This window comes from Mesorhizobium sp. Mes31 (assembly GCF_024519675.1).
GTDB lineage: Bacteria > Pseudomonadota > Alphaproteobacteria > Rhizobiales > Rhizobiaceae > Mesorhizobium.
Map to the genome: position 1 here is coordinate 84454 of NZ_JALJRL010000019.1, position 22203 is coordinate 106656.

The window sequence follows — 22203 nt, forward strand, 5'->3', positions numbered from 1 at the left end:
GACGTTTCGAAGGATGGCGGGGTCGGCTCAGACCGCGTCCATGCCTGTTTCGCCGGTGCGGATTCGCACGACTTCCTCGATGTTGGAGACGAAGATCTTGCCGTCGCCGATACGGCCGGTCTGGGCCGCCTTGCGGATGGCTTCGATCGCGCCTTCGACGGCGTCGTCGCCAAGTACCACCTCGATCTTAACCTTGGGCAGAAAATCGACGACATATTCGGCGCCGCGGTAGAGTTCGGTATGGCCCTTCTGGCGGCCAAAACCTTTGGCCTCTGTAACGGTGATGCCTTGCAGTCCGGCCTCCTGAAGCGCTTCCTTCACTTCGTCCAGCTTGAATGGCTTGATGATCGCTTCGATCTTTTTCATGTAAAAAGTGGCCTCCACTGCCAAAAAAACGGGTTGTGAGCCCCCGCTTGCGCCTCCATCTAGCACGAACTGTGCCAATTGGACGGATTCGAAGCGGTCTCCTACGATTTCAAAGCCGAGCCGCGCGCGAATGCAAATTCGCGTCATTCGCTGCATCGGATACGGCATGGGCTGCTGGAGCCTACACAGCGCCAGCGCCTGCGCCCGCATAATAGTTAGGCATATCGCCCATTTGGTGGGCAGTTTTGCGCCTGCCACGTCCCGTCCCGACGATATGGCCGCAGATCGCGACAACTCCTCTTTGCTTCGGATCGAAAACCGGACAATGCTTGATCGAATGCGGATCGGCAATCCATGAGCAACGAACTTCTTTCTTCCGCCGAGATGGGCGAGGCCGACCGGCTGACGATTTCCGACGGCCCGGCCGACGGTATCGGATTGATGCGCCGGGCCGGCGAAGCGGTCGCGGCCGAGGTCCTCAAGCGCTATCCGGCGGCGACGCACATCCATGTGCTTTGCGGCCCCGGCAACAATGGCGGCGATGGCTACGTCGTCGCACGCTTCCTGGCCAGCAGTGGCGTCGGCGTCACCATCTGGGCATCCGGCGCACCGCGGCCGCAAAGCGATGCAGCGCTCGCTGCCGCCGAATGTCCGATCAAGCCTCGGCCCCTGTCTGGATTTGATCCCGAGGCCGGCTCGATCGTGGTCGATGCGCTCTATGGGGCAGGACTGTCCAAGCCGCTGTCCGGCGATGCCGTCAGGGCGGTCGACATCGCCACCGATCTGCATTTGCCGGTCATCGCGGTCGACCTGCCTTCCGGTGTCTCCGGTGACAGCGGCAAAGTGCTCGGCAAGGCATTTTTCGCCGACACCACCGTGACCTTCGCGCGGAAGAAACCCGGCCATCTGCTCTTGCCGGGCCGTGAACGATGCGGCGAGATCGTGCTCGCCGATATTGGCATCGGCGACGGCATCATCGCGCGGCTCCAGCCGCGGACGTTCGAGAACACGCCGGTGCTCTGGCTGGACCATTTTCCGGTGCCAGCCGTCGACGCGCACAAATACAAGCGCGGCCACGCCGGCATCTTTTCCGGCGGCCCTGGCGCGACGGGCGCGGCGCGGTTGTCGGCATTGGCCGCGGCCCGAAGCGGGGCAGGGGCGGTGACCGTGCTTTCGCCCGGCAGCGCCATTCAAGCGAATGCCGCGCATCTGACCTCGATCATGCTGCGCAAGACCGACGACATCGCGGACATCGAGGCGTTTGTCGGCGAACGCCGGCCGTCGGCCTTTGTTCTCGGGCCCGGCTTTGGTGTCGGTGAAAGAACGCGGACCTTCGCACTCACGTTACTGGCCAGCCAGCCGAGGGACGCCTCCACCAGGATTGAGGGGCTGGTCCTCGACGCCGACGCGATCACCTCGTTTCGCGAGGCACCGGACGCTTTGTTCGAAGCCGCTCGCCAAGCGAACGCGCCGGCCCTGGTGATGACGCCGCATGAGGGGGAGTTCGCCAGGCTGTTCCCCGACATCGCTGGCAACGATGCCTCGTCCAAGCTGGACAAAGCGCGCGCGGCGGCCACGCGTGCCAATGCCATCATTGTCTACAAGGGCGCCGACACGGTGATCGCTGCTGCCGATGGCCGGGCGGCGATCAATTCCAACGGCGCGCCCTGGCTTGCCACCGCCGGTTCGGGTGACGTGCTGTGCGGCATCACCGCCGGCCTGTTAGCGCAAGGCATGCCAGCCTTCGAAGCGGCCTGCGCCGCGGTCTGGATCCATGCCGAAGCCGGCAGCCGGTTCGGGCCGGGTCTGATCGCCGAGGATCTGCCACTGGCGCTGGTGCCAGTGTTGCGCGAACTGGTCGCTGCCCAAGGCAGGCGTTGATCAACGGCGCTTGCGATGCCGGCGACATTCAGCTCACAGCGGAATGTTGTCGTGCTTCTTCCAGGGGTTCTGCATATCCTTGTTGCGCAGCATTCTGAGCGCTCGCGCGATACGGCGGCGGGTCGAGTGCGGCATGATCACTTCATCGACATAGCCACGTTCGGCGGCGACGAAGGGCGACAGGAAGCGATCCTCGTAAGTCTTTGTATGAGCTGCGATCTTCTCAGCGTCGCCGATGTCCTTGCGATAGATGATCTCGACTGCGCCCCGCGCGCCCATCACCGCGATCTGCGCCGTCGGCCAGGCATAGTTCATGTCGCCGCGCAGATGTTTCGACGCCATCACGTCATAGGCGCCGCCATAGGCCTTGCGGGTGATGACGGTGATCTTCGGCACGGTCGCTTCGGCATAGGCGAACAGGAGTTTCGCGCCGTGCTTGATCAGCCCGCCATATTCCTGAGCCGTGCCGGGCAGGAAGCCGGGAACATCGACGAAGGTGACGATCGGGATCGAGAAGCAGTCGCAGAAGCGCACGAAGCGCGCCGCCTTGCGGCTGGCGTCCGAATCGAGAACGCCCGCCAGCACCATCGGCTGGTTGGCGACGAAGCCGACCGTGCGGCCTTCGACCCGCCCGAAGCCGGTGACGATGTTTTTCGCGAAATTCTGCTGGATCTCGAAGAAGTCGCCCTCATCGGCAACTTTGAGGATCAGTTCCTTGATGTCGTAGGGCTTGTTGGCGTTGTCGGGGATCAGCCGGTCGAGCGACGGATCGTGGTCGGTGACCGACTGGTAGCATTCGATCTCGGGAAGCTCCGATGTGTTGGAAGCGGGCAGCAGGTCGACCAGGCGGCGCATCTGCAGGAGCGCCTCGACGTCATTGTCATAGGCGCCGTCGGCGATCGAGGATTTCGTCGTGTGCACCGAGGCGCCGCCGAGGCTCTCGGCGGTGACCGTCTCGTTGGTGACGGTCTTCACCACGTCCGGTCCGGTGACGAACATGTAGGAGGTGTCGCGCACCATGAAGATGAAGTCGGTCATGGCCGGCGAATAGACGTCGCCGCCGGCACAGGGCCCCATGATCACAGAAATCTGCGGGATGACGCCGGAAGCGAGCACATTGCGCTGGAAGATCTCGGCATAGCCACCGAGTGCGGCCACGCCTTCCTGGATGCGGGCCCCGCCGGCGTCGTAAAGGCCGATGATCGGTGCGCGGTTGCGCAGCGCCATCTCCTGCACCTTGATGACCTTCTCGGCATGGGCTTCCGACAACGAACCGCCGAACACGGTGAAATCCTTGGCGAAGACGTAGACCGGGCGACCATTGACCGTGCCCCAGCCGGTGACGACGCCATCGCCGGCGATCTTCGTCTTCTCCATGCCGAAATCGGTCGAACGATGCTCGACATACATATCGAACTCCTCGAACGAGCCCTCGTCGAGAAAGACCTCGATGCGTTCACGCGCGGTGAGCTTGCCCTTCTTGTGCTGGGCGTCGATGCGGGGCTGGCCGCCGCCCATGCGGGCTATGTCGCGACGGCGTTCGAGTTCCTTGAGTACATCTTTCATGGCCGATCTCCCGCGCAGGCTGCATTTCGTGGTAATGATGCTCGCAGGCGAGTGCAAGCACCCCCTTGATCATGGTTTTGTTGCGCTGCAGCATGGCGCCCCTTGCATTTGGCGGCGAACTGGGCCATATGCGGCGGCATAGGCGCTTGGGCCGGGACTATCCGGCCTTCTCGACGAATGAGACTGGTTGCGTCTGTTTTCCCTCTTTCCGGTTGATCGGCAAGGTGGCGAAAAAGCCCCGTGGCATGATGCCTGCGGGCACGACAGCGCAGCCGCGCGGACGAAATCGTCCGCCGCCTTGTCGTTCCATGACAATGTTATCCGACGGTAGGTTGCGCCCTGCCGCCATTGATGTTTGCGGCCAGAGGCCGCGTGAAAGAAGATTATTTTGACCAACGAAAACACTTTGCCCGGTAAGGACTCTGGGGAACTCTCCGGTTTCGCAGCACTGGGAATTACGGGTGCGCTGCTCAAGGCCACCCATGCCGCCGGTTTCACCGAGCCCAAGCCGATCCAGGCGCAGGCAATTCCGCCGCAGATGGAAGGCCGTGACATTTTCGGCATCGCGCAGACCGGCTCCGGCAAGACCGCGGCCTTCGCACTGCCGATCCTGTCGAAGATCATCGCACTCGGCACCAAGCGGCGCGCCAAGACGACGCGCGCTCTGATTCTGGCGCCGACGCGCGAACTCGCCGTGCAGATCGAGGACACGATCAAGATCCTCGCCAAGGGCGCGCATGTCTCGACCGCACTCGTGCTGGGCGGCGTCTCGCGCTTCAGCCAGGTGAAGAAGGTAGCCCCCGGCGTCGACATCCTTATTGCCACGCCCGGCCGGTTGACCGACCTGGTGCGCGAAGGCGACCTCATTCTCTCCGACACCAAATGGCTGGTGCTGGACGAGGGCGACCGCATGCTCGACATGGGCTTCATCAACGACGTCAAGCGCATCGCCAAGGCGACCGCGCCCGATCGCCAGACGGCGCTGTTCTCGGCCACCATGCCGGATGAGATCGCAGAGCTGGCCAAGGGCCTGCTGAAGAATCCGGTTCGCATCGAAGTCTCGCCGCATAGCACCGCGGCGGTCGAGATCGTGCAGGGCGTCGTCTTCGCCCGCACCAAGCAGAAGCGCCAGGTGCTGTCGACGATGCTCGCCGACGAAGCGATGAAATCCGTCATCATTTTTTCGCGCACCAAGCATGGCGCCGACCGGGTGACCAAGGACCTCGAGCGCGACGGCTTCAAGGCCGCCGTCATTCACGGCAACAAGTCGCAGAATGCCCGTCAGAAGGCACTGAACGATTTCCGTGAAGGTTCGGTACGCATTCTGGTCGCGACCGACATCGCGGCACGCGGCATCGACGTGCCCGGCATCAGCCATGTCGTGAATTTCGACCTGCCGGACGAAGCGGAAAGCTACGTCCACCGCATCGGCCGCACCGGCCGCAACGGCATGGACGGCATCGCCATCACGCTGTGCGATCCCTCCGAAAACAGCAAGCTGCGCCAGGTCGAGCGCATCATCCGCACCAAGCTGCCGATCGTTGCCGACCATCTCGGCAGCCCCGATCCGCAGCGCAATCCGGCTGAAAAGAACGAGCGCTTCGAGCCCGCCAATGACCGCAACGACCGCAATGGTCGTCGTGACGGCCGGCGGCCGGGCGGTGAGAAGAAGCGCTTCGGCGACAAGCCGGCTTTCGCTGGCGAGCGCAAGCCGGAAGGCGCCAAGCCCTTCAAGGGCAACAACAAGCGCCGCTTCGGCGGCAAGCGGCCCGCGGCGCGGGCTGCGTAAACCAGTTTGGGTTGTAGTCGGCCAAGCTTCGGGCTGGCTGACTGCCCGTGACTGATACAGAAAAGGGCGGCTGAAGCGATGCTTCGGCCGCCCTTTTCGTCCGCGCCTTACTTCACCACCGCTTCGATCCAGACAACAATCCTCTGCGCGAGGAAGGCGGTGGTCGACGGCGACAACGCGTCGCCGGCGATGACATGGTTATCAGGGTCGCCAGTGTCGTCGACCGGCACCAGTTCGTGCGCACCACCCCAGCGCCCGGCGATTTCGCGGGTGCGATCGGGCCGTACCACTTTGTCCGAATCCGAAAAGATGAACAGGGCAGGGATGGTCGCCCTCTCGGCCGGCGCGCCATAGGCAAGTTCGGTCAGCGCCTGCATCGGCAAGGTCGCTTCGATCGGGTAGCGATAGGTCCAGAATTTCTCATGCAGCGCGTTGCGCGGCACGAAGCTGCGTTCCTTGCCGGCGACGAGTTTGGCGATCAGCTTGCCCCACGGCATGGTCAGGATTTCGGCGCCGGATGCCTTGACGCCGAAGTTGGGCGAGATGAACGCAATCGCCGCCACCCCGTCCGACGCGCCCGGTTGCGTCGCGGCCCATGCCGCCAGCGAGCCGCCGGTCGAGGTCGAGATGACGATCACCTTGTCGCCGATTGCCCGGCCGATGGCGATCGCCTCCTCATAGTCGTTGATCCAGGCATTGACGCTGCCTCGCGCCATAGCCGCGCCATCCTGCCCGTGACCGGTAAGGCGGGTGTAGAAGAGGTTGGCGTTGAGCTGGTCGGCCACGTCGTCAGGCAGCGGCCGAATCTCGCCCTTCGATGCCGAAAAGCCGTGGATATAGACGATCGACAGCGGCGTCCTGGCATGAACCATAGGATTTGCCCAGACGATCTCCTTGTCCAGCCCATCGCGGATTCCGGGCACGGCTGCTTCCACTCTTGCCACATAGGCCTGCGGGTCGTCGCCGATGGCCGAAGGATCGAAATGGATCGTGGTGTCGACAGCAACGCGCGGGCCGAGCACGAAGGCCAGTGCGAGGACGGTGACAAGGACCAGCACAGCAAGCACAACCCGTCGCCCCATCGCGGACTCCACGCTACAATTCTCAACCTATGGCCGCGGCCAAAAACAGGCAACGGCCGGCAGGGAGCCGCCAATTTTCGGCGGCGTTCTATTCGATTGGCGGCTTGCGGTCGTAGTGCAGCGGCCGCGCCTTCCAGTTGGTCATCAGGCTGATCACCCCTCTGCACAGCGGCCTCGGCAACAGGCTGAGCAGCTTCAGGGGCCAGCTAGTCCGGCGCGGGAAGGTGACCTCGAAGCCGCCGGACTTGATGCCCCGCGCCATGCGGCGCGACGCCCGGCTGACCGGCATCAGCCCCGGCATCGGCAGCATGTTCTTCTCGGTCAGCGGCGTGTCGATGAAGCCCGGATTGATCACCTGGATGCGCACATTCATCTTGTCGAAATCATATTTCAGCGATTCCGCCAGGATGTTGATCGCCGCCTTGGTGCCGCCATAGGCGGCCGTGGTCGGCCAACCGAAATAGGCGGTGACCGAACCGACCAGCACCACATGGCCGCGTGCCCTGACACGCATGCGCTCGATGAGCGGCACCAGGCCGTTGACGATGCCGAAATAGTTGACCTCGAAGGACCGGCGAAAGTCCTTGACGACGAGGGCCTCACCCGGTGTCGATATGTAGTTTCCGGCATTGAAGACGGCGAGCACGATAGGCCCGAGTTCCTTCTCGATCGCGGCGACGGTTCTGGCCATGCGCGGCTCGTCGGTGACGTCGCAGGGAAAAGCGGTGACACTGCCCGGCATCTGTGCGGTCTCGACGACGAGCGTGTCGATCGGATCATCGTCGAGCGCCGTCACCGCGACGGCATAACCTTGGGACGCCAGATCCCTGGCCAACGAGCGGCCGATACCGCTGCTTCCGCCCGTGATCCAGGCGACGCCGTGCTTCGGGTTGGCCCGGTAGAGTGTCATGCTGCGCCCTGTCGACTTGTGCCTGCTTTGCTCTAGCGATGAAGAAATCGAATGAAAAGCTGCTTTTCAACGCCAGGCGGAAATGAACAGTGGGGCATGAGGTCGGTCCCGGGAAGCGTTGTCGCAACAACAGCACTGCAAATGCGACTGGACCAGACAAATTCTTGCCTTGAAACCGAAGCTTCGGGTTTCTAGGGTTTCGGCGCACCGCACAAAGGAATCCTGAATGCCCCGTTCTGTGATCGACGTGATCGGCAACACGCCTCTGATCCGCCTCAACAAAGCTTCCGAAGAAACTGGCTGCGAGATCCTTGGCAAGGCCGAATTCATGAATCCGGGCCAGTCGGTCAAGGATCGCGCCGGTCTGTTCATCATCCGCGACGCCGAACAGCGCGGGCTCCTGAAGCCCGGCGGCGTCATCGTCGAGGGGACCGCCGGCAATACCGGTATCGGGCTGACGCTGGTCGCCAAGGCGCTCGGCTACCGCACCGTCATCGTCATTCCCGACACGCAGAGCCAGGAGAAGAAGGATACGATCAGGCTGCTTGGCGCCGAGCTGATCGAAGTGCCTGCCGTTCCTTACAAGAATCCCAACAATTACGTGAAACTGTCGGGCCGGCTGGCCGAGCAGATGGCGAGGACGGAGCCGAACGGCGCCATCTGGGCCAACCAGTTCGACAATGTCGCCAACCGCGACGGCCATATCCGCACCACGGCACAGGAAATCTGGAACCAGACCGAAGGCAAGATCGACGGTTTTGTCTCGGCTGTCGGTTCGGGCGGAACGCTGGCCGGCGTCGCCTTCGGGCTGAAGGCAAAGAGCAAGGACGTCAAGATCGCACTCGCCGATCCGCTGGGCGCCTCGCTCTACAGTTTCTACACCAGCGGTGAGCTGAAGTCCGAGGGCAGCTCGATCACCGAAGGCATCGGGCAGGGGCGCATCACCGCCAATCTCGAAGGATTCACGCCTGACTTCTCCTTCCAGATCAAGGACGAGGATGCGCTGCCGATCGTCTTCGATCTGATCCAGGAGGAAGGCCTTTGCGTCGGCGGCTCGACCGGCATCAACATTGCCGGCGCGATCCGGCTGGCCAGGGAATTGGGCCCCGGCCACACCATCGTGACCATTCTTTGCGACTACGGCACCCGCTACCAGTCGAAGCTGTTCAACCCGGAATTCCTGCGCGAAAAGAAGCTGCCTGTACCAGGCTGGATGGAGCTAAAGAGCAGGATTTCGGTGCCATTCGAAAAGGTCGCGTGATGGCGTACAGGACGGAAGCGCTGTTTCGCGACGACGCCTATCTGAAGACGGCCGACGCCACGGTCGTCGCCGTCAACGATCGTGGCGGCATCATTCTCGACCGGACGATCTTTTACGCCACCTCAGGCGGCCAGCCGGGCGATACGGGCCATCTCGAACGCGCCGATGGCAGCCGCGTCGCCATTGCCGCCACCATTTCCGGTGAGACCAAGGACGAGATCATCCACGTGCCGGCGCCGGATCATGCCGTGCCGGAGGTCGGCGAGAAGGTGAGCCTGGCGATCGACTGGGAGCGGCGGCACCTCTTGATGCGCATGCACGCCGCCTGCCATCTGCTTACCGTCGTCTGCCCATTCCCGATCACGGGTGCTTCCGTTTCCGAGGACGACAGCCGTGTCGATTTCGACATTCCGGATGCCAGCTTCAGCAAGGAAGAGGTGACGGCGCGCCTGATGGACCTGGTGCGCGCCGACCACCCGATTTTCACCAGGCTGATAAGCGATGAGGAACTGGCTGCCAACCCTGGCCTGGTGAAGTCCAAGAACGTTCGGCCGCCGGTCGGTACCGGCAGGATCCGCCTTGTCTGTATCGGCGAGAACGCCTCGGTGGACAGCCAGCCTTGCGGCGGCACACATGTCAAAAGCACCGGCGAAGTCGGCGAAATCCACATCGGCAAGATCGAGAAGAAGGGTCGCGAGAACCGGCGCTTCCGCATCCGCTTTGGCCCGATGCCGGCGGCCTGATACAAAACGCTTTTGCCCAGGGTAGAGAGAACAAGAATGGCCGAGGATAGCCCCTTCACTGTCGATGCGGATTGGCTGCGGACGCGCCTTGGCCAGCCTGGCCTGGTGATCATCGATGCGTCCTGGTATCTGCCTGCGCAAAAACGCGACGCGCGCGCCGAATACGAGGCGGCGCACATTCCGGGCGCTCGGTTCCTGGATCAGGATGCGGTTTCCGATCCCGATTCTGCCCTGCCGCACACGTTGCCGTCGCCGCAGCATTTTGCACAATATGTCGGTGCCATGGGGGTTTCGGCCGACGATACCATCGTCGTCTATGATGGCCCGGGCTTCTTCTCCGCCCCCCGGGCATGGTGGATGTTCCGCGTGATGGGTGTTTTCCAGACCTATATTCTGGACGGCGGCTTCGATGGCTGGAAAGCGGCCGGCTGGCCGGTAACGGCCGAACCCACGAAGATCGCGCCAAGCGTATTCTACACCGATTTCGACGCTGGTCGCGTCGCCAGCCTCGCCGACATGCGCCGGATCGTCGACACCAGGGAAAGCCAGATCGCCGATGCCCGTGGACCGGGCCGCTTTGCCGGCACCGAGCCCGAGCCCCGCGCCGGCGTCCGTTCCGGCCATATGCCGGGCGCGCGCAATCTGCCCTATTCGGCGCTGTCGGAAAACGGCGTGCTGTTGTCAAAGGATCGTCTGCGCAAGGTGATCGAGGAGGCCGGCATCGACCTGTCGAAGCCTGTCGTCACCTCTTGCGGTTCTGGTGTCACTGCCGCGGTGGTCACGCTGGCGCTGGAAACGCTTGGCCATACCGACAACAGGCTTTACGACGGCTCATGGGCGGAGTGGGGCGGGCTCTCCGACACGCCTGTTGTGACCGGCAAGGAATGACGACGATGGACAACGGCGTGCTGGAAGACATCGAAGTCACCGTGACATTTCTCGAGATGCATGTGCCGCCGGCCTATTCGCCACCTGTGCCCTACAACCGTCAGATCGCACTGCTGAAGACCAAGGACATTCCCTTGCATTTCTACCGCTACCTGATGGACCGGGTGGGGCGCAAATGGCACTGGGTCAATGTACTGAGGTTGGATGACGACGAGCTTGCGGCCGGCATCCACCGCGAAGATCGCGATATCAGGGTGCTCTATCTCGATGGCGCGCCGGCCGGCTTCTTCGACCTCAAGCCACATTTGCCGGAAGAAGTGGAACTCGCTTATTTCGGCATGATGGAACATGCGACCGGGCAAGGCATCGGCCGCTGGTTTCTCGGTGCTGCGATTGCCGCCGCATGGTCGTACGGGCCGAAGCGGGTGGCGGTGCAGACCTGCACCCTCGATCATCCGGCGGCCCTGCCGCTCTACCAGAAGCTCGGCTTTGCGCCGGTGGCGCAGAAGAAGGAGATCGTGCATCCGCTGCCTTTCGCCGAGCGTTCGGCCAGCGTGATGCGGCCGTGACATCAGCCGGAATCTGAACCCTCCGTTCATCGGCGCTTCAGGCTGCCTTTGGCATGTTGCCGCATTATCAACGCGGCCGAGCCCGAAGGAAACAAAGACATGCTGACCCGCCGTACACTTGCCGCCGCGCTGATCGCGGCAATTGCCATGCCGAGCCTTGCATCTGCCCAGGCGACAACGCCGTCGGCCGCGACCATCGAGCGAAAGCTCGAGGCAGCCCCCCGGGTGAAGCTGCGGCCGAACGAGCGCGTCACCATCCGCGAATTCAAGCGCCGGCCGGATTTGCGTCGCATGGCACGCTCGATCGACATCCAGTCGATCAACTTCGCTTTCGGCTCGGCGGCCATTTCCAGTTCGCAATATAACAAGATCGAGACCATCGCCGACGCGCTGCAGCGCATCCTGCGCCGCAACCCAGGCGCCCGCGTCCTGATCGAGGGGCACACCGACGCCGTCGGATCGTTCCAGTCGAACCAGATCCTGTCCGAACAGCGCGCCGCCTCGCTGAAGCGCACGCTGGTGCACGAGTTCGGCGTGCCGGCTTATGCGCTCGAGACTGTCGGCTATGGCGAGGAATTCCTGCTCGTGCCGACGCAAAACGAGAACTGGCGAAACCGCAGGGTGACGTTGCGCCGCTTCGACGATTTCATCCGCTGATTGACGAACGTCGATGGTTCTTACTTTGCCGGCTCATTCAAAGCCGGATCGAGAGATCGCTGATGCGTTCGGAGTTGGACGAGGGCCGATCGCTGAAAGTCGACCGTCCTCGATACTTGGCAGGAATCGGGTGGGAAGCATCGGCCTTGGCGCATAATTTCTGGTCGACGACACCGGAGATTTTCACCATGACCATTCAGTTCAAAGCCCTGCCGACCCAAGATGTGAGGGCCCTGCAGTTTGGCGGCCCGGATGCCTACGGCCACACGCCCGAGCGACAGGTTTCCGACGGTGACGGCATGCCTTGCCGGCATTGTCTGAAGAACATCGCCGCTGGCGACGCCTATCTCATTCTGGCTTATCGGCCATTTCCGGACCCTCAGCCCTACGCCGAAACCGGGCCGATCTTCCTGCATGCCGAAGAATGCGAACGCGCCGCCGAGAGTGAGGTGTTGCCCGAGATTCTCGAAAGCCCGGACTACATCGTGCGCGGCTACGGGAGGGACGACCGCATCGTCTATGGCAGCGGTGGTGTCATCCCGACCGGAGCAATTACCGCGCGAGCCGAGACCTTGTTCGAACGCGACGATATCGCCTACGTCCATGTTCGCTCGGCGCGCAACAATTGCTACCAGTGCCGCATCGAGCGCGCGTGAGGCGAAGATAGCGGCTGGATGCGGCTGTCTTACTCCCGTCGCATAGTCGCGATAGAAAGCGATTGTCGATCGATTTGCCGACCGCGGATGAACCGGCGGGAAATCTCGATACCGAGGAAGCGGGGCTTTGGCTCCGCTTTTTTGTTGCCTGCGGTTTGCCCGAACAGTTCTCCGAGCAAAGAAAAAGCCCGTCGGCCAGGCCGACGGGCTGCAACTGTTTGCCTGGAGGGCTTTTAGTTGAACTTGTACTTCGCGCCGAGACGCACGGTATGGAAGGAAGAAGTGGAGGTGATGGAGTCCTCGGGCAGCCCCAACTCCGACGAGAAATCCTTCTTGGCGAACTGCGAATAGCGATACTCGAGACCGACGGTGACGTTGCTAGACACAGCCGTTTCCAAACCGCCACCAACTGAGAAACCGCTGGAGCCCCAGTCGAGGATATCGCCGATCGGGTCGGAAGCGTTCAGATCGAAATGCTGCCAGCTGTAGCCAGCGAGTGCGTAGGCGAGGGTCGATTCATTCATTTTCATGCCGACGCGGCCAAGCACATCGAAACCGTAGTCGGTATCGACATTGATGGATCCGCCGCCAAGGTCCAGCTTCGAGGTCATGCCGGAGTAGCGGGCATCGACCATGACGCCGGCGACCCAGTTGCCGAAGTCATGATCATAGCCGACGTTCAACTCGCCAAACGCGCCTTCGCCACCGAGGCCGTTGAACTTGGCACCGGCAAGCGGTGGGATTTCGATCTGGTGCACGGATGCGCCTGCGCCCAGGGCACCGCCGGCGTAGAAACCGGTCCAGTTGTAAGTCGGAGTTTCAAAGGTAGACGCGCCGCCGTTCCGGGCGCCAAAGCGATAATTGGCTGCAACCTGGAAAGTGTGCCGCGAGGTGTCGAGGTTGAGCGCGCCATCCGGCGAGGGGATGCCGGCCTCGGAAAGGAGATCCCCCTTGGTGCCGAAGCGGGTATAACGATATTCGGTCTTGATCGTCCAATTGCTGTTGATGGCCGTTTCGATGCCGCCTCCGACGAAATATCCGCTCTGGTCCCAATCGAAGCCGAATCCAGCGTTCGTATCGAGCTTGTACTTCTGCCAGGAATAGCCACCCAGCACGTAGCCCAGAGTGTTCGGCGTGAAGAGGTAGCCCACTCGCAACCCGGCGTCGAAACCATAGGTCTCCTGGATCGAAGCGCTCAATCCGCCAACATCCAGCGAGGTTTCGATGTTACCGACGTGAGCGTCAAGCAGACCGCCGAGCAGGAAGCGCGGCGAGACCATATAGTCGTAGCCAACCGTCAATTCACCATAGACGCCTTCTCCACCAATGCCGTTCAGCGAGATGGGAGTGAAATCACTGCCCAGTTCGTGCACGTTGGCGCCGGCGCCGACGCCGAAACCGACATAGACACCGCTCCAGTTGAAGCCTGCTGCTTCTTCAACCGGCTGCACGACGTCGGCCGCATGAGCAGCAGACATCAAAGCCACGATCGAAACAGCGGAAAAGAGAATAGATTTCGCAGACGTGCGAATGAACATAGCCCGTACCCCTCAATAATAAGCCCGAAATGCCTCTAGCAGGGGGTGGCTAATTTAGGGAATGACAAAAATGCAACAACAATAGGCAAAGTGCCGTTGCGCCACGGGTTTTCGTTTCCGATTTGCCTGGAAAGCGGGCTTCTCTGCCTTCGATCCCCCCAAAAAAAGTCGCCGGCATAGGCCGGCGACTTAGACGGGGGAAGCTGTCTTTTCGTGGAATCAGGCAGCCAGGACAGCCTTCGGCTCGACCAGTTCGTAGCCAAGCGCCTCGGCGACCGCGCGGTTGGTGATCTTGCCCTTGTGGACATTGAGCCCGTTGCGCAGGTGATGGTCGTCGACCAGCGCCTTCAGTCCCTTGTCGGCGAGCTGCAGGCCGTAGTGCAGCGTTGCGTTGTTGAGCGCATGGGCGGAGGTGACCGGCACCGCGCCAGGCATATTGGCGACGCAATAGTGGATGACGCCGTCGACCTCGTAGGTGGGTTCGGCGTGAGTCGTCGCGTGCGAGGTCTCGAAGCAACCGCCCTGGTCGATGGCAACGTCGACCAGCACGGACCCCTTCTTCATGCCGGACAGCATTTCGCGGGTGACGAGCTTCGGCGCGGCGGCGCCCGGGATGAGCACGGCGCCGACGACGATGTCGGCCGAGAAGCATTCTTCCTCGAGCGCCTCGACGGTCGAGTAGCGGGTGTGGACACGGCCCGCAAAGAGGTCGTCGAGCTGGCGCAGGCGCGGGATAGAGCGGTCGATGATGGTGACGTCGGCGCCAAGGCCCGCCGCCATCCTGGCGGCATGCAGGCCGACGACGCCGCCCCCGAGCACGGTGACCTTGCCGGGCAGCACGCCGGGCACGCCGCCGAGCAGCACGCCGCGGCCGCCATTGGCCTTTTGCAGCGCCGTCGCGCCGGCCTGGATCGACAGTCGTCCGGCAACTTCCGACATCGGCGCCAGGAGCGGCAGGCCACCACGGTCGTCCGTCACGGTCTCGTAGGCAATTGCCGTGACGCCGGAAGCGAGCAGCCCCTTGGTCTGCTCCGGATCCGGAGCCAGGTGGAGATAGGTGTAGAGGATCTGGCCATCGCGAAGCTGCGCCCATTCATTGGGCTGCGGTTCCTTGACCTTGACGATCATGTCCGACTTGGCGAACACATCGGCAGCGGTCTTGGCAATCGTCGCGCCGGCGGCGCGATAGGCGTTGTCATCGGCGCCGATGCCGGCACCGGCACCCGTCTCGACCAGCACTTCGTGGCCATGAGCGACATATTCGCGGACCGAGCCGGGCGTGAGGCCGACACGATATTCGTGGTTCTTGATTTCCTCGGGGCAGCCGACGCGCATTTTCTTCTCCTGATCCGGCCCTTTTGGGCTCGTTCCCTGTATTGGCGGAGTGAACCATGAATCGCTGCGCATGTGTTTGCGAATGCGCTTGCGGGCGTGGGCAAGTTTCGATAATCGTTGCGTGGAACAGCCAGATTTTCGCAGGATTCACGAATAATGCCGCTCGACAGGATTGATATCGCCATTCTCGAGGCTTTGCAGAAGGATGGACGGATACCCAATGCCGCTCTTGCAGAGAAGGTTGGCCTGTCGCAGTCGGCCTGCTCGCGCCGTCTCGACAATCTGGAGAAATCCGGAACCATTCGCGGCTACCACGCCCGGCTCTCCAATGCGGCCCTTGGTCATCAGATGACGGCGATCGTGCACATATCGCTGTCGGGGCAGTTCGAGAAGACGCTGTCGGATTTCGAGGCTGCGATCAAGCGCTGCCCCAACGTGCTGTCGTGCCACCTGATGTCGGGCGAATACGACTATATCCTGCGCATCGCGGCAAAGGATCTGGTCGACTACGAGCGCATTCACAAGGAGTGGCTGTCGGCCATGCCGCATGTGACGAAGATCAACTCGTCATTCGCCTTGCGTGAGATCGTCGACCGCACGGCGATGGGCATGAAGCCGGAAATGGCTTAACGCCAAAGGCATACCCGGACGCCCTTTCCAACATAGCATGCGCCTTCGCGGCGAAGTTCTGCCCAACGTTCATCACCGTGAGTTTCGCGAATGTCCGAGTTCGCATAGCCATCCCAAACATCACCGTCCTTGTAGACAACTGCCCAGTAATCTTCGGACATTTCACCGGCCCCACTATGCGTATCGGGATAGTCGATACCTGCAAAAACTTGCCGAGGCCCCTGGATATTGAAATCGCCGCCCGTCTCGATTTGATAGGAGCATCTTCCGGATATGCGGGTCTGACCGTCAACAACAAGCAGGCAGCGGCCCCATTTGTAACCGCTCGGCAAACGATGCTGTGGTTGGGCATGCGAAGGCGACAAGGAAAACGCGATGGCAAGGGCAGCCGCTAAAGTTCGTCCGATCATCTTGTCACCCGTTGTGGAGCAGACAATCCAAGAGCGACCTGACACTGCTGGATCCGCCCAGGCCGCATGTCGAAACGCTCCGCTGCGGCATGGTTATTTATCGACCAAGTCGGTTTTTTGTCACGTTACATTTGCGCTACCGCACGGTGGATTATGGGTCGATTGAAACGCGTCGGTCCGTACCTGACGTGTTTTTACGTCAGGCGATCCCGGCCAACCGGCCTCGCTGCTGTCGTGTCCATATTTCAAGGGTGAATCATATTCGCGGCGAGACAGAAATCCGACCGGTCTCATTTTCCATGCAGGCTCTTAGGCCTCGGTGACGATCCGATCCATCGGGATGTCGTGCGGCTGCGGATAGATGGTGGCGATGCGCTGCAGTTGATAGCCGACGCCGATGACCAGTGGCTTGAACGGCATCGCGGCCAGCGTGCGGTCGAAGAAGCCGCCGCCATAGCCCAGGCGATAATTTGCCGGATCAATGCCGACGATCGGCGAAATGACGATGTCGGGCAGAACCGGGTCGCCCTCGGCGGGGATCGGGATGTTCCAGATGCCTTTTTCCAACCGGTCGCCGGATTTGTAGGCACGGAAGATCAGCGGTTGCCCTTTCTCGACGACGATGGGCAGCGCGGTGCGGCCGCCACGCTCGTTGATGGACGCCATCCATGGCCGCAAGTCCGGTTCACCGCGGAACGGCCAGTAGAGACTGACCATGCGACCACTGATCTCGCTGATAACCGAGTCGAGGCCTTCTGCAATGCGCTGCGACATCACCGTCCGCGCGTCGGCCGAAACGGCAAGACGAGCGGCGATCAACCGTTCCCGCTCTGCCTTGCGCCAGCGCCTCACATCGCTCCAGTCGGACAGCGGCGCCCGGAATTCGGGGTCGAGTTCATGCATGAAGCAAGGCGGCGAAGAATACTGCGCCGGACCTTGGTCGTCATGATCGTTGGCCATGCATCACCTCATAGCGTGTTGGATGACGCTATACCTCGCGACACGATATAACTTGTGCATTCACGACATGGGACGGCGAGTCCCGGGCACCGTCCCTTCTGTTGCTGCATTGCACAAAAATACCTACATCTAGGACAGGCATTCTTACCGTCAGGGTGAAATGAAGTGAACCAAGCCAGCCATCATGTCGTCGTTGTCGGCGCGGGTTTCGGCGGTCTCGAATTCACCCGCGCGCTTGGCGGAGCGCCGGTGCGCATCACCATGATCGACAAGCGCAACCACCATCTTTTCCAACCGCTGCTCTACCAGGTCGCGACCACGGCACTGGCCACGTCCGAGGTCGCCTGGCCGATCCGCCACCTCCTGCGCAACCGCAAGGACGTTACGACGCTGCTCGCCAATGTCGCCGGCATCGACCGTGCCGGCAAGCGCGTGCTGCTCGATGATGGCAGTGCTGTTGCCTACGACACGCTGCTGCTCGCGACCGGAGCGCGCCACGCCTATTTCGGTCATGACGAGTGGGAGCCTTTCGCACCGGGCCTGAAGACGCTGGAGGACGCCACGACGATCCGGCGCCGTATTCTTCTGGCCTTCGAGCAGGCCGAGCGGGAAACCGATCCCGCCAAACGCCAGGCGTTGCTGACGTTGGCGATCGTCGGTGGCGGGCCAACCGGCGTGGAGCTTGCCGGCACCATCGTCGAACTGGCGCATGACACGTTGCGCGGTGAGTTCCGCAACATCGATACACAGCAGACGCGCGTGGTTCTGATCGAGGCCGGCGATCGCATACTTGCCAATTTTTCGCCGAAACTCTCCGACTATGCCAGAAAAGCGCTCGAACGGCTCGGCGTGACAATCGAACTCGGCCGGGCCGTCACGCGTTGCGATGCCGAGGGCGTCGTCTTTGGCGACAAGCAACTGGCGGCGAGGACCATCCTGTGGGCCGCAGGCGTTGCCGCTTCGCCAGCCGCCGAATGGCTCGGAGCGGCGGCGGATCGGGCGGGCAGGGTGCTCGTCGAGCCCGATCTGACTGTACCCGGCAGTCCGGAGATTTTCGTCATCGGCGACGCCGCGCACGTGCTGCGCCCCGATGGGCGCCCCGTTCCCGGCGTGGCGCCCGCCGCCAAGCAGCAGGGCAAGCATGTTGCCGCGACGCTGAGGGCGCGGCTTGCCGGAGACGCAACCCCGCGGCCATTCCGCTACAGGCATGACGGCGATCTCGCCACGATCGGCAAGCGCGCCGCGGTGATCGATTTCGGCTGGATCAAGCTGACCGGCTGGGCGGCCTGGTGGCTGTGGGGAATCGCGCACATCTATGTCCTGATCGGCTTTCGCAACCGGCTGGCGGTTTCATTGAGCTGGCTGTGGATTTACGTGACGGGCCAGCGCAGCGCGCGGCTGATCACGCAAGGCGACGACGACAAGGGCTGATTTCTCCGTCCGGATCATTCATCCGCATGTCGTCTGCTCCTGATCGACTGACGATCCGATACGCGCAACTTCTTGAATGGACTCGGATGGATTTCAGCGCCAAGTTCGCTTCGGGGCAGGGCGTGTCACGTCGTCGAAGAAGGAGAAAACATGTCCCGACTGCTCCATCCCGTCTCCCGCCGCGATCTCCTTGCAGGAGCCGCCGCCGCAGGAGCGCTGATCGTGCTGCATCCGTTCTCCGCCCGCGCGCAGGCCAATCAGGCGCATCTCAGGATCATGGAGACCACCGACATCCATGTGAACGTGCTGCCCTACGATTACTACGCCGACAAAGCGAACGACACGATGGGCCTGTCGCGCACGGCTTCCCTCATCGACGCGGTGCGCAAGGAAGCCACCAATGCGATGCTGATCGACAATGGCGACCTGCTGCAAGGCAACCCGATGGGCGACTACATCGCCTACGAGAAGGGCATGAAGGACGGCGATCTCCATCCGGTCATGAAAGGCATGAACCTGCTCGGCTACGAGTGCTCGACGCTTGGCAACCACGAGTTCAATTACGGCCTGTCGTTCCTGGACAAGGTGCTGGCAGGCGCCAATTTTCCGTTCGTCTGCGCCAACCTTATCCGTGGTACCGAGCTCGCCGCGAGCCCGCGCGACGACAAGCTCTACCTCAAGCCCTATGTCATCCTCGACAAGAAGATCAAGGACGGCTCGGGCGCCGAGCAACCGATCAGGATCGGCATCATCGGCTTCGTGCCGCCGCAGATCATGGTCTGGGACCTCAAGAATCTCGAGGGCAACGTCAAGACGCGCGACATCGTCGAGGCGGCCAAGGCCTGGGTGCCGCAGATGAAGGAGGAAGGCGCCGACATCGTGATCGCGCTCTCGCATTCCGGCATCGACGTGAAGCAGGGCGGCATGATGGAGAACGCATCGTTCTTCGTCGCCGGCGTCGTCGGCATCGATGCGGTGTTCACCGGGCACCAGCACCTGGTTTTCCCGGGCAAGAAGGATTTCCAGTCGCTCGAGGGCGTCGATACACAGAAGGGCACGCTGCAGGGTAAACCCGCCGTAATGGCCGGCTTCTGGGGCTCGCATATGGGGCTGATCGACCTGATGCTGGAGCGCGACGGATCGAAATGGAAGGTCGTTTCCGCGACTTCCGAGGCGCGGCCGATCTTCGAACGTGTCGACAACAAGAACAAGCCGACCGTCCCGGACGACAAGCGCATCATAGCGGCGCTCGAGCAGGACCACCAGGCGACCTTGGCATATGTGCGCCGCCCGGTCGGCAAGACCTCTGCCCCGCTCTATTCTTATTTTGCGCTGGTCGCCGACGATCCGTCGGTGCAGGTCGTCAGCCAGGCGCAGACCTGGTACCTCAGGGATATTCTCAAGAACACGCAATGGAAGGATGTACCGCTGCTGTCGGCCGCCGCTCCCTTCAAGGCAGGCGGGCGCAACGGCGCCGACTACTATACCGATGTGCCGGCAGGCGACATCGCCATCAAGAACGTTGCCGATCTCTATCTCTATCCGAACACCGTACGGGCCGTCGAAATCACCGGGGCCGAGGTCAAGGAATGGTTGGAAATGTCTGCCGGCATCTTCAACAGGATCGAGCCGGGCCAGGCGGACCAGGCGCTCATCAACACAGACTTCCCATCCTACAATTTCGACGTCATCGACGGCGTCACCTACAAGATCGATCTCTCGCAGCCGCCGAAATACGATGCCAAGGGCGGGTTGGCGAATGCCGGCGCCAACCGTGTCATCGACTTGATGTTCGATGGCAAACCAATTGATATAAAACAAAAATTCGTCGTCGCGACCAACAATTATCGTGCCGGCGGCGGCGGCAATTTCCCCGACATCAATGCCTCGAAGATCATTTACGAAGCGCCGGACACCAATCGTGACGTCATCGTTCGCTACATCGTAAGCCAGGGCACGATCAACCCGTCGGCGGACGACAACTGGTCGTTTGCCCCACTGCCTGGAACCAGCGCTTTGTTCGAAACCGGCGCCAAGGCGAAGGATTTCATAGCGGAGGTGAAATCGCTGAAGATCGAACCGGTGGGTGAAGGCGAGGCAGGATTCGCGAAGTATCGCATCCTTCTATGATCCTTTGTCATCCGAGATCGTGGGGAGTCGGCTCTGCCCTTGAGCGAGGCTTGAAAGAAGGGCAGCGCAAACTCGATTCCACGCCGTCACGGCGTGGAATTACGCCTTGTAGACCACCTGGCGCACGTCGATGTAGCTGGCGCGGAAGCCGGCCTCACAGTAGTGCAGGTAAAACTCCCAGAGCTTCTTGAAGCGGTCGTCGAAGCCGAGCGGGACGATCTTCTCCCATGACGCCCAGAAGCGATGCCGCCATTCGGCGAGCGTGCGCGCATAGTCATCGGGAAATACGCGCTCGCGCAGATGGGCAAGGCCATGATCCTTGCCGAGCGCCTTCAGGATCGACGGGGTCGGCAGCATGCCGCCGGGGAAAACGTAGCGCTGGATGAAATCCGGCCTTGCGCGATAGGTGTCGTAAGCGGCTTCGTTGATGGTGATGATCTGCAGGCCCGCGGTGCCGCCGGGTTTCAGGCAGGCTTTCATCTTGCCGAAGAACACCGGCCAGTATTTCTCACCGACCGCCTCGAACATCTCGATCGACGCGATGCGGTCGTAGGTGCCGGTTTCGTCGCGATAGTCCTGCAGCTTGATGTCGACCTTGTCGGCAAGCCCGGCCTTTTCGATGCGTGCCTTGGCGAAGTCGTGCTGCTCGCGGCTGATCGTCAGCCCGGTCACACGGCAGCCGATCTCTCGCGCCGCGAATTCGGCGAAGCCGCCCCAGCCGCAGCCGATTTCCAGCACGTGGTCCTTCGGGCCGATCCCCGTGTCCTTCGCCAGGGCGCGATATTTGGCGGCCTGGGCGCCCTCCAGGTCGTTGGCACCGGTCGCGTAGAGCGCCGAGGAATAGGTCATGCTCGGGTCGAGCCATTCCTTGTAGAAGGCGTTGCCGAGGTCGTAGTGCGCCGAAATATTGCGCTTCGAGCCGGTGCGCGTGTTCTCGTTGAACCAGTGGCGAATACGCTGAACGGTGTTGATGAGCCAGCTGGCGCCGCCGGCGACACGTTCGCCGATGGCCGAATTCACCACGAACAGCTCCAGGAAGCTGGTCACGTCAGGGCTTTCCCAGTCGCCGTCCATGTAGGATTCGGCAACGCCGATTGTACCGCCGGAAAAGGCACGGCCGGGCAAGCGCCAGTTCTTGAGCACCAGTTCGGCGTCGGGGCCGGGTCCTTTGCCTCCGACGAGGACGGCGCGGCCGTCCGGCATCCTGACCTTCAGCGTACCGCGCGGCAGGTTCATCGCTGCCGACAGCACCATGCGCGCCTTGGCCGGCAGGCCCTTGACGATCTCGGCGAAATTGAATTCATCCAGCCTGACCGCGTCGCCCGACGCTACGCCATGATGTTCCTTGTAAGCCATCGCATGCCCCCGGACTTCCGCGGTGTCGGCGCAAATTGCCGACCT

At 62.2% G+C, this 22203-nt stretch carries 20 protein-coding genes; 11 read left to right on the top strand and 9 right to left on the bottom strand.

Annotated elements, in window-relative coordinates:
- Positions 1–27: 27 nt before the first annotated feature.
- The gene (locus NR193_RS26460; RefSeq protein ID WP_006205430.1) at positions 28–366 is read right to left on the bottom strand and encodes a P-II family nitrogen regulator; all 339 of its coding nucleotides are present in this window, start codon (positions 364–366) and stop codon (positions 28–30) included.
- Between the two features lie 354 nt (positions 367–720).
- Here NR193_RS26460 and NR193_RS26465 point away from each other — a divergent pair, with 354 nt between their 5' ends.
- Positions 721–2247, top strand: coding sequence for an NAD(P)H-hydrate dehydratase (locus tag NR193_RS26465; protein ID WP_256753652.1), 1527 nt, complete (start codon positions 721–723; stop codon positions 2245–2247).
- 33 nt (positions 2248–2280) lie between these two features.
- On the opposite strand, the gene NR193_RS26470 is transcribed toward NR193_RS26465, so the two are convergent.
- Positions 2281–3813 (bottom strand): acyl-CoA carboxylase subunit beta, encoded by a 1533-nt coding sequence (locus NR193_RS26470; RefSeq protein WP_256753653.1) that lies wholly within the window; start codon positions 3811–3813, stop codon positions 2281–2283.
- 388 nt (positions 3814–4201) lie between these two features.
- Between NR193_RS26470 and NR193_RS26475 the strand changes: the two genes are divergently transcribed.
- Positions 4202–5602 carry a DEAD/DEAH box helicase gene (locus NR193_RS26475; protein ID WP_256753654.1) on the top strand — a complete coding sequence of 467 codons (1401 nt, stop codon included), beginning with the start codon at positions 4202–4204 and terminating at the stop codon, positions 5600–5602.
- 107 nt (positions 5603–5709) lie between these two features.
- On the opposite strand, the gene NR193_RS26480 is transcribed toward NR193_RS26475, so the two are convergent.
- Positions 5710–6684 carry a carboxylesterase gene (locus tag NR193_RS26480; protein ID WP_256753655.1) on the bottom strand — a complete coding sequence of 325 codons (975 nt, stop codon included), beginning with the start codon at positions 6682–6684 and terminating at the stop codon, positions 5710–5712.
- 88 nt (positions 6685–6772) lie between these two features.
- Complete coding sequence (locus NR193_RS26485; protein ID WP_256753656.1) at positions 6773–7594, bottom strand: SDR family oxidoreductase; 822 nt, start codon at positions 7592–7594, stop codon at positions 6773–6775.
- A gap of 226 nt (positions 7595–7820) precedes the next feature.
- Between NR193_RS26485 and NR193_RS26490 the strand changes: the two genes are divergently transcribed.
- The 6 genes from NR193_RS26490 to NR193_RS26515 all read left to right on the top strand — a co-directional run bounded on the left by NR193_RS26490 (position 7821) and on the right by NR193_RS26515 (position 12368).
- Complete coding sequence (locus NR193_RS26490; RefSeq protein WP_256753657.1) at positions 7821–8855, top strand: cysteine synthase A; 1035 nt, start codon at positions 7821–7823, stop codon at positions 8853–8855.
- Positions 8855–9598 carry an alanyl-tRNA editing protein gene (locus NR193_RS26495; protein ID WP_256753658.1) on the top strand — a complete coding sequence of 248 codons (744 nt, stop codon included), beginning with the start codon at positions 8855–8857 and terminating at the stop codon, positions 9596–9598. Before NR193_RS26490 ends, NR193_RS26495 begins: the two co-directional genes overlap by 1 nt.
- Positions 9599–9634: 36 nt before the next feature.
- The gene (sseA, locus tag NR193_RS26500; protein ID WP_256753659.1) at positions 9635–10486 is read left to right on the top strand and encodes a 3-mercaptopyruvate sulfurtransferase; all 852 of its coding nucleotides are present in this window, start codon (positions 9635–9637) and stop codon (positions 10484–10486) included.
- Between the two features lie 5 nt (positions 10487–10491).
- Positions 10492–11055 (top strand): GNAT family N-acetyltransferase, encoded by a 564-nt coding sequence (locus NR193_RS26505; protein ID WP_256753660.1) that lies wholly within the window; start codon positions 10492–10494, stop codon positions 11053–11055.
- 99 nt (positions 11056–11154) lie between these two features.
- Positions 11155–11712, top strand: coding sequence for an OmpA family protein (locus NR193_RS26510; RefSeq protein ID WP_256753661.1), 558 nt, complete (start codon positions 11155–11157; stop codon positions 11710–11712).
- 188 nt (positions 11713–11900) lie between these two features.
- The gene (locus tag NR193_RS26515; RefSeq protein ID WP_256753662.1) at positions 11901–12368 is read left to right on the top strand and encodes a DUF1203 domain-containing protein; all 468 of its coding nucleotides are present in this window, start codon (positions 11901–11903) and stop codon (positions 12366–12368) included.
- A 233-nt stretch (positions 12369–12601) separates the two neighbouring features.
- On the opposite strand, the gene NR193_RS26520 is transcribed toward NR193_RS26515, so the two are convergent.
- On the bottom strand, positions 12602–13906 hold the full coding sequence (locus NR193_RS26520; RefSeq protein ID WP_256753663.1) for an outer membrane protein: 1305 nt from the start codon (positions 13904–13906) through the stop codon (positions 12602–12604).
- A 219-nt stretch (positions 13907–14125) separates the two neighbouring features.
- Entirely contained in the window at positions 14126–15241 is a 1116-nt protein-coding gene (gene ald, locus NR193_RS26525) for an alanine dehydrogenase (RefSeq protein WP_256753664.1), read from the bottom strand.
- A gap of 156 nt (positions 15242–15397) precedes the next feature.
- Here ald and NR193_RS26530 point away from each other — a divergent pair, with 156 nt between their 5' ends.
- A complete protein-coding gene (locus NR193_RS26530; RefSeq protein ID WP_013531467.1) occupies positions 15398–15871 on the top strand; it encodes an Lrp/AsnC family transcriptional regulator in 474 nt (157 codons plus the stop codon).
- Here NR193_RS26530 and NR193_RS26535 read toward each other — a convergent pair.
- Complete coding sequence (locus NR193_RS26535) at positions 15868–16281, bottom strand: hypothetical protein (RefSeq protein WP_256753665.1); 414 nt, start codon at positions 16279–16281, stop codon at positions 15868–15870. The genes NR193_RS26530 and NR193_RS26535 overlap by 4 nt on opposite strands.
- A 309-nt stretch (positions 16282–16590) precedes the next feature.
- Positions 16591–17241, bottom strand: a complete 651-nt coding sequence (locus tag NR193_RS26540; protein WP_256753666.1) for a 5-formyltetrahydrofolate cyclo-ligase — start codon at positions 17239–17241, stop codon at positions 16591–16593.
- 165 nt (positions 17242–17406) lie between these two features.
- Here NR193_RS26540 and NR193_RS26545 point away from each other — a divergent pair, with 165 nt between their 5' ends.
- Complete coding sequence (locus NR193_RS26545; RefSeq protein WP_256753667.1) at positions 17407–18672, top strand: NAD(P)/FAD-dependent oxidoreductase; 1266 nt, start codon at positions 17407–17409, stop codon at positions 18670–18672.
- Between the two features lie 150 nt (positions 18673–18822).
- Entirely contained in the window at positions 18823–20802 is a 1980-nt protein-coding gene (locus NR193_RS26550; RefSeq protein ID WP_256753668.1) for a bifunctional 2',3'-cyclic-nucleotide 2'-phosphodiesterase/3'-nucleotidase, read from the top strand.
- Positions 20803–20901: 99 nt separating this feature from the next.
- Here the strand turns inward: NR193_RS26550 and NR193_RS26555 are convergent, their stop codons facing one another.
- Positions 20902–22158, bottom strand: coding sequence for a cyclopropane-fatty-acyl-phospholipid synthase family protein (locus tag NR193_RS26555; RefSeq protein ID WP_256753669.1), 1257 nt, complete (start codon positions 22156–22158; stop codon positions 20902–20904).
- Positions 22159–22203 lie beyond the last annotated feature (45 nt).